At 40.3% G+C, this 5,155-nt stretch carries 8 protein-coding genes and 3 pseudogenes; 6 read left to right on the top strand and 5 right to left on the bottom strand.

Annotated features, from left to right (window positions below; all coding sequences use genetic code 11):
* From ACFIQC_RS09205 to ACFIQC_RS09190, 4 genes and pseudogenes are all read left to right on the top strand, one after another.
* Nucleotides 1-279, top strand: a pseudogene (locus ACFIQC_RS09205) (filamentous hemagglutinin); the annotation flags it as partial.
* Nucleotides 276-680, top strand: a complete 405-nt coding sequence (locus tag ACFIQC_RS09200) for a hypothetical protein (RefSeq protein WP_375641239.1) — start codon at nt 276-278, stop codon at nt 678-680. The pseudogene ACFIQC_RS09205 and the gene ACFIQC_RS09200, both read left to right, overlap by 4 nt.
* A gap of 63 nt (nt 681-743) precedes the next feature.
* Nucleotides 744-926: pseudogene (locus ACFIQC_RS09195) on the top strand (filamentous hemagglutinin); the annotation flags it as partial.
* A 194-nt stretch (nt 927-1,120) separates the two neighbouring features.
* Nucleotides 1,121-2,272, top strand: coding sequence for a tyrosine-type recombinase/integrase (locus tag ACFIQC_RS09190; RefSeq protein ID WP_375707083.1), 1,152 nt, complete (start codon nt 1,121-1,123; stop codon nt 2,270-2,272).
* 176 nt (nt 2,273-2,448) lie between these two features.
* On the opposite strand, the gene ACFIQC_RS09185 is transcribed toward ACFIQC_RS09190, so the two are convergent.
* Genes ACFIQC_RS09185 through ACFIQC_RS09170 form a run of 4 tightly spaced genes read right to left on the bottom strand, consistent with a single transcriptional unit; the run spans nt 2,449 to nt 3,676 of the window.
* Complete coding sequence (locus ACFIQC_RS09185; RefSeq protein ID WP_375707082.1) at nt 2,449-2,661, bottom strand: hypothetical protein; 213 nt, start codon at nt 2,659-2,661, stop codon at nt 2,449-2,451.
* Complete coding sequence (locus ACFIQC_RS09180) at nt 2,654-2,857, bottom strand: hypothetical protein (protein ID WP_375630024.1); 204 nt, start codon at nt 2,855-2,857, stop codon at nt 2,654-2,656. The genes ACFIQC_RS09185 and ACFIQC_RS09180 overlap by 8 nt, the downstream gene beginning before the upstream one ends.
* Complete coding sequence (locus ACFIQC_RS09175; RefSeq protein ID WP_375630023.1) at nt 2,790-3,017, bottom strand: hypothetical protein; 228 nt, start codon at nt 3,015-3,017, stop codon at nt 2,790-2,792. Before ACFIQC_RS09175 ends, ACFIQC_RS09180 begins: the two co-directional genes overlap by 68 nt.
* A complete protein-coding gene (locus ACFIQC_RS09170) occupies nt 3,014-3,676 on the bottom strand; it encodes a lysozyme (protein WP_375707081.1) in 663 nt (220 codons plus the stop codon). Before ACFIQC_RS09170 ends, ACFIQC_RS09175 begins: the two co-directional genes overlap by 4 nt.
* Before the next feature lie 143 nt (nt 3,677-3,819).
* Between ACFIQC_RS09170 and ACFIQC_RS09165 the strand changes: the two genes are divergently transcribed.
* Complete coding sequence (locus ACFIQC_RS09165) at nt 3,820-4,044, top strand: antitoxin MazE family protein (protein WP_273791685.1); 225 nt, start codon at nt 3,820-3,822, stop codon at nt 4,042-4,044.
* Nucleotides 4,044-4,367: a type II toxin-antitoxin system PemK/MazF family toxin gene (locus ACFIQC_RS09160; protein WP_375620473.1), complete on the top strand. Its 324-nt coding sequence runs from the start codon at nt 4,044-4,046 to the stop codon at nt 4,365-4,367. The genes ACFIQC_RS09165 and ACFIQC_RS09160 overlap by 1 nt, the downstream gene beginning before the upstream one ends.
* Before the next feature lie 38 nt (nt 4,368-4,405).
* On the opposite strand, the pseudogene ACFIQC_RS09155 reads toward ACFIQC_RS09160, so the two are convergent.
* Nucleotides 4,406-5,155 (bottom strand): annotated as a pseudogene (locus tag ACFIQC_RS09155) (late control protein); the annotation flags it as partial.

Genomic DNA, 5,155 nt, shown 5'->3' with positions numbered 1-5,155 from the left:
GCAGCCGGTCTGTTAGATTATGTGAGTGATGGCAAACAAACCACTATTGGCTTTGATGGGAATAGATATGACTTTGTAAGCAGAATTATTGGTGGCAATGGCTATACCTACGGGACAGTGCCTGCTGGTAGTAACGTTTTGACAGAATGGTGGAGAGTGGTCATGAATCCCATAAGTCCCCATACTTGTCTTGGAGATGCGAGTCCAAAATGTCGCTATAATTATGGCTCATCTCATCGTGAACAATTTCCTTTAAGTAAATCATGGAGTAAAAAATGAAACAAACTCTAAAATTATTAAGTGCTGTAACTTTGTTAGGTATTGCAGGATGTCAGTTTAATAAAACTCCTGGGGGGTATTTGAGCGCGTGGGAGAAAAATGGTGTTACTGATTTTACTGAAATAGGAAAAGCCTTATTAGAATGTGGTATGCCAGCTCCTTATGATGTATTTCCAGAAAACAGAAATTTAAGCAACAATGCAATAGCAACAATTCATGCTTGTATGGTTCAATCAGGATTCCGCTATAAAGATGAAAGGGGGGGATGGTGTGTAAACCATAAAGCCGAAAATCTCCCGATTTGTCGTCCAGGTGCTGTTGTTCCACAGCGCAGTGTCAAGAAGCGCTTAAACAGCCCGTTTTGTAAAAATCATCCAGAACAATATGAATGCTATCCTTAAGTCTTTCTTGTGATGATCAACAATCTGCCATCCTTGCCTTCACTTGGAATGGCGCGATTGTTTCCTCACGCACATTGTTTAACGGATGAAGAAAAGCAGCATTTGCAAGAGGGTGCTGATGGCAAGGTGCATGTGTCCTTTAATGGCATTTTTACTCCACCAGAGGAAGCCGCTGTTTATGCGATTCAACATGCGAAGGATAAAAATGAACCGCTTTATTTTGTTGTGTTCCCAGACGCGGCAAGCAGGGGCTTAGCAACAAGATTCAAAGTATATAAAGATGTGTAAGGGCGTATTGATGTCTATAGCTTTTTATGATTCAATAAAAAAAGTAAGTATTAAAGAAAAAATCTCAAATCAGAAAATAAAGGTGGTCTAAAAAGTGGACCAAAAAAGGTGGACGAGCAATGCTTGAAAAGGTGGACGAGAGGGGACGTTAAGTGAGGGCGATTCATCGGTTGTCAGCATCATTCGTAAAGTCGTCTCCGCAGGGTAAATATTGTGACGGGGCAGGGCTATGGTTGAATGTTCGAAAAGACAATACACGCTCTTGGTTTTTTCGCTATACGCACCACAATAAGCGCCGTGAAATGGGACTTGGTCCTGTTACGAAACTCTCTTTAAAAGAAGCGCGTGAGCTTACAAGATATTATAGTGATATTCTTAAAGAAGGCAATGATCCTATTGTCTTTCGAGAACAGACTATTTTAAAACAGCAAAGCAATATCTTCCAAGAAATTGCAAAAGCGGCTTTTGAAAGCAAAAAAGCAGAGTTGAAAAATGAAGGTAAAAACGGCCGCTGGTTTTCTCCACTAGAGTTGCACGTTATTCCACACATAGGTAATTTACCTATAGAAAAATTAACAGCCAATATTATTCGCAATGTTCTCTCACCCCTTTGGCATGAAAAAGCAGACACAGCGCGAAAAGCACTTAACCGTATCAATATTTGTTTGAAATATGCTGCGGCTCTTGGTTTAGATGTTGATCTACAGGCTTGTATGAAGGCACGCGCGCTTTTAGGAAAACCACGTGCGACATCAACAAATATTCCTGCTATGCCATGGCAAGAAGTGCCGGTTTTTTATCAAAGCTTGGATGATAAGATCCTTTCAAATTTAGCACTGAAGTTATTGATTTTGACAGGCACACGGTCATATCCATTGCGCTATTTGCGCCTTGAACAAATTGACAAAAATATATGGACGATACCAAAAGAAAACATGAAAGGTATTGTAGGGAAAGTTTCAGACTTTCGCGTGCCACTAAGTGATGAAGCTTTGAGAGTTATTGAAAAAACTCTCCCCTTTGAAAAGAATGGTTTTCTCTTTTCTGGTCGTAGAGGCAACCCCATTTCTGATGCTACCATGGCAAAATATATGACAATTTGCGGCTTAACCTATCGTCCCCATGGTTTTCGTTCAAGCTTACGGGACTGGATAGCAGAGACAACGTCAACACCGTTTGAGATTGCAGAAACGGTTCTTGCCCATTCAGTTGGGAGTTCAGTGACAAAAGCTTATATGCGAACGGATTTTTTAGAACAGCGACATGTTCTCTTGGAACAGTGGGCTTCATTTATAACAGGATAGAATTTTTACAATTACCTCTGCAGTGTTTTTTTTAGTTATTTTGACGAGAAATTTGATATGTCCAATTTTGTGAAAATAACAGTTTTAAATGTGTAAAGCTATTATTGATAGTCTCCATGAGACGAGCAAAATTAAGAAACCATTTTCTAAAGAATTTTGCGCGTCTCAGAGTATGTTTAGAGTCGGATATTTGGTTTTTGTGTAAAAATACTTACAAACGCATCCATAATACGTGAAAAATCAAGGGCTAATAAGAGTATAATGAGTACAATCCATTTTGTATAACGTGACATCACTTTTATACTTTTGTAGGTCATGATAATTTCTTGAAGGATTTCTTTTTCTCCTTCTGTAAGCTCTGTATCGTCTTTTGTTTTTTTCTTAGCCATGTTTCCACCCACACACACGTTCGCCCTGCTTGTTATGCTTTAAGATATCTCTTGCTAAATTGGAACTGATGACGTTAACATCTTGCCTCTCTAAATAAATTGGCAACCAACCAACACAAGAGACATACTTATTTGTCCCGCAACCAACGAGAGAGAGCAGTACGCACATCAGTATCACTTTTCTGATTAACTTCATTTTCCACCTCCAGCCGTGTTGTTGCTGCTTTTAAGGTTTTTTCTGTTTGCTTTTGCTGTTCTGCCTTTTTTCCAAGGGTAAAAGCTTTTGCCAAAGCCATAAAAAAAGCGGCTAGAGCCGCGCCTATTAACAGCAGATTTCTTTTCATCCATAAGATCATAAACGGTGTTCCTGAAAACGTTTAGCAACAAAGAAAATGCCAGCACATGCGGCTAAAACCATAATGGTAGCAAATGCCCATTGCACTGGACTATTGCCTGCTAATAAGCCTCCAAGCCCTGAAAAAGAACCAATAACTGGTGCAAGAGCTTCAGCTTTAAAAAGTCCCGTTGGTGCTTGCGTTTCTACGGTTTGGTAGTTAGAGGAAACAAAAGCACCTTTCGCCCATAAGCCTGCTTCTGCTGCACGCCGGTGTGCGAGACCTTCAAGACGCTTCCCGCCTGCTTTGGTCCATTTCTGTAGCTCGGCAGGGACAGCTTCATATTCACCTTGATTGAGCTTTTTTAACAGTGTCGAGTTACAAAAGGCTCCTGTTCCTACATTATAGCAAAAGGAGACTAAAGCCGCGAATTGTTCATCTGTTAATGAAACTGTAACAGCGCGTTCAACAGCATTTTCAAATTGTCTTAAGTCTTGGCAAAGAAGCTCTTCTGCTTGCTTTTCAGTGATTGTCATGCCTTCGTAAATAAAAGGTTTTCCAGCACTGTTTGTATGTCCATAACCGATTGTCCACACCCCAATGGCATCTTTATAGGCGTTTAAACGCAAACCTTCCCATTGTTTGATAAGTGCAAGTCCCTCTAATGATATTTTTCGCATATGCTTCTCCATAAAAAAATCCCCACACAAGGCGGGGATGCGTGAATATTAAAAATTGCAATTATTGCCTTTTATTAAAAATCTCGTTTCATGTAACTTTTTTCTGTGTTATACGTTACATGAAACATAATGGAGATTTTGTTATGGCTACAATGCACGTCAATGAACGCGTTCAAAAACATCGCAACGCACAAAGAAAAGCAGGTTTGCGTTTAATGCAAATTTGGGTACCAGATATTCGCCAACCGAACTTTGCAGAAGAGTGCCGACGCCAATGTCGCTTAGTCGCAAAAATGGATAAAACAGATACATCTATGCAGTTGTTGATGGATCAATCTTTAATGGATGTTGATGGCTGGACAGAATAATGCGTGGATCTCTCGTCACAATAGCTATGCAAGGCGATTTTGGTAAACCAAGACCTGCGTTAATCATTCAAGCTAATCAATTTAGTGAGCATACAAGTGTAACGGTTTTACCAATTACAAGTACACTTGTTGATGCGCCATTACTCCGCATTACGATTCAGCCAAACACAAAAAATGGTTTACAAAAACCTTCGCAAGTAATGATTGATAAGATTATGACGGTAAGATGTGAAAAAGTTAGTCCAGCTTTCGGCTCCATTCATGCAGATAAAATGGTAGAAATTGAACGCTGTTTAGCTGTATTTTTAGGAATAGTAAAATAAAAATAGTATTTCTTTTTATCATCATAAAATAGCTTTGTTTATATATCTTCCTCATCCATATGGATGACGCCTTCGCCTTCGTCGCATGCGTTTGGTGGGGCGTTTGGATCAAGGGTATCATCCTTTTCTGGTGTTGTGTTTGCAACGTTTCCAGCCGCATCTTCTTGTGATGCATCAAAAAGTTCGCACTCTATTTTTGTGGTGTAACCACCCGTTTTATCAAGTTTGTGTTTAACGCTTTTGATGCGCCATTCTGCCGGTATATAAGGGCGGAAAGGGGGCTCTTGAACAAGCTTTGCTTCTGCTTGCACAAAGGGATCACCACCGATATCACATGAGAAAGAAGACTTACCGCGTGATGATTTATTGCGATAAGCAGCAATGGCCGCAACAGCCTCTGATTGGTTATGGTAGGTGTATTTGAGTTCATGGAACGGCGGATTACCAACTTTGACTTCTTTTTTTTCACCACTGCGGATATCATGATAAGTTGCGAGAACACCGCCTTTTTTCTCTTTGTCTTCTTCTTCTTTCTCAGGTGTTGTTTCTGCTTTTTCCGATTCAGATGATGATGGTGCTGCTCGATCACTGTCATCCATATGGATAAAGTTTTCATCATCATCAATCTCTTCTGGTTCTCGTGCATCAGCCGCGGCTTTTTGGTCGTCTCCCACATCTGTTTCTAAGCCATTGGCTGCACCTGCTTCATCCCGCGCACTGTATTTAAAATCCCAAGAGGTGCAATGTTCCTCATGAATAACAACAATAGGGAGTGTTTCACCGGTAAT

The organism is Bartonella sp. AA126HLJHH, assembly GCF_042197425.1.
In the GTDB taxonomy this organism is placed as follows: domain Bacteria; phylum Pseudomonadota; class Alphaproteobacteria; order Rhizobiales; family Rhizobiaceae; genus Bartonella.
The sequence above is the reverse complement of the archived record's forward strand: the minus strand, read 5'-3'. Positions and strand labels throughout refer to the sequence as shown.

Excerpts from the sequence above, each read along its gene's own strand:
- ACFIQC_RS09200 (WP_375641239.1), top strand. The coding sequence starts at position 276 with ATGAAACAAACTCTAAAATTATTAAGTGCTGTAACTTTGTTAGGTATT.
- ACFIQC_RS09185 (WP_375707082.1), bottom strand. The coding sequence starts at position 2,661 with ATGGCTAAGAAAAAAACAAAAGACGATACAGAGCTTACAGAAGGAGAA.
- ACFIQC_RS09180 (WP_375630024.1), bottom strand. The coding sequence starts at position 2,857 with ATGAAGTTAATCAGAAAAGTGATACTGATGTGCGTACTGCTCTCTCTC.
- ACFIQC_RS09175 (WP_375630023.1), bottom strand. The coding sequence starts at position 3,017 with ATGATCTTATGGATGAAAAGAAATCTGCTGTTAATAGGCGCGGCTCTA.
- ACFIQC_RS09170 (WP_375707081.1), bottom strand. The coding sequence starts at position 3,676 with ATGCGAAAAATATCATTAGAGGGACTTGCACTTATCAAACAATGGGAA.
- ACFIQC_RS09165 (WP_273791685.1), top strand. The coding sequence starts at position 3,820 with ATGGCTACAATGCACGTCAATGAACGCGTTCAAAAACATCGCAACGCA.
- ACFIQC_RS09160 (WP_375620473.1), top strand. The coding sequence starts at position 4,044 with ATGCGTGGATCTCTCGTCACAATAGCTATGCAAGGCGATTTTGGTAAA.